This is a genomic window from Vibrio sp. 1069, from assembly GCF_033340555.1.
Genome location: NZ_JAWOWP010000347.1, coordinates 1 through 718, shown reverse-complemented (window position 1 = coordinate 718; position 718 = coordinate 1). Strand labels below are relative to the sequence as shown.

Sequence of the window (718 nt, the reverse complement as noted above, 5' to 3'; positions counted from 1 at the left end):
ACAATTCATGCTCGAAAAATTCCTCAAACGTTATGGCTTCACGCTGCGCTAGCTCATGCTCGGGAGCAACAACGGCCACCATTTGGCTGCTGAACAAATGGTCCGTTTCTAGATCTTCAGGTACATCGTCACAGCTGATCACTCCGATATCGAGTTGTCCATTGAGCAACATTCGACGAATAGACTGAGTGCCAGCCTCAACAAGCGTCAGTTTTAGATCGGGAAACTGACTCTTAAACGCCATCACGATACGCGGGAAGAAGTAACTCCCCATCATAGAAGGCGTGCCGAGGCGAACTTCTCCTTTCGCTAAACCTTTTAGTTCATCAATCGCTAATTGCGCATCGTGCAGTTGTTGAATCACTCGCTGCGCGTGAATGAGTAAGGTTTCCCCCTCTTTCGTTAGGCTGATTTTCTTATCTTCACGACGAAACAACGTCACGCCGAGTGACTGTTCGAATTTTTTTATCGAAATGCTTAACGCTGGTTGCGCGATATGAAGTGCCTTAGCTGCGTGGGTGATATTGCCATGCTCAGCGACAGCCAGAAAATGTTTCAGTTGTTTTGATTCCATAAGATCAAAAATATATCGTATCCATATTTTTAATATATTTTTTTAATCCATATCCAACTGATAGATTGATCACAATCTCCCTTATTGCTCCTATCAGGCAGGAAACATGGTCAGCTTGGGTACTCCGGAATACAAACGCATTAC

General features: G+C 44.4%; 1 protein-coding gene. It reads right to left on the bottom strand.

Annotated features, from left to right (window positions below; all coding sequences use genetic code 11):
* Positions 1–574 (bottom strand): LysR family transcriptional regulator (locus R7040_RS26430; protein ID WP_318097573.1); only part of this gene is annotated, 574 nt, incomplete at its 3' end.
* Positions 575–718: the final 144 nt, after the last annotated feature.